1 protein-coding gene is annotated in these 311 nt (G+C 58.5%); it reads right to left on the reverse strand.

What is annotated here, in order from left to right; genetic code table 11:
* Positions 1-311, reverse strand: a 311-nt coding sequence (locus HGT70_RS16495; RefSeq protein ID WP_214196583.1) for a hemagglutinin repeat-containing protein, incomplete at both ends; no start/stop codon positions are given.

Raw genomic sequence — 311 nt, forward strand, 5'->3', positions numbered from 1 at the left:
CTGCCCGCTAAGGTCAGATCATTTCCCGCCTGCAGATGGACGCTCTCCCCTTCCACCGCACTGCCTAATGCCTGCGTCGTCGAGATACTCTCATGCCGCGTCTGCATTTTACTGGATAACCACCCGGCGCTGCGTTGCTGGCTATTCTCAGTGACCGTCTGTTGCGACTGGCCACTGCTTAGCGTGAGGTCTCGACCCGCGCGTAGCGTCAGCGCCTCACCCGCCAATACCTTCGCAGCCTGTAGGTTGATATCTCGGCCTGCTAACAGCGTTATTTGGCCATTGCCTTCAACCTGGCTGCCAAGTTCGGT

This window comes from Rosenbergiella collisarenosi (assembly GCF_018494085.1).
GTDB lineage: Bacteria > Pseudomonadota > Gammaproteobacteria > Enterobacterales > Enterobacteriaceae > Rosenbergiella > Rosenbergiella collisarenosi.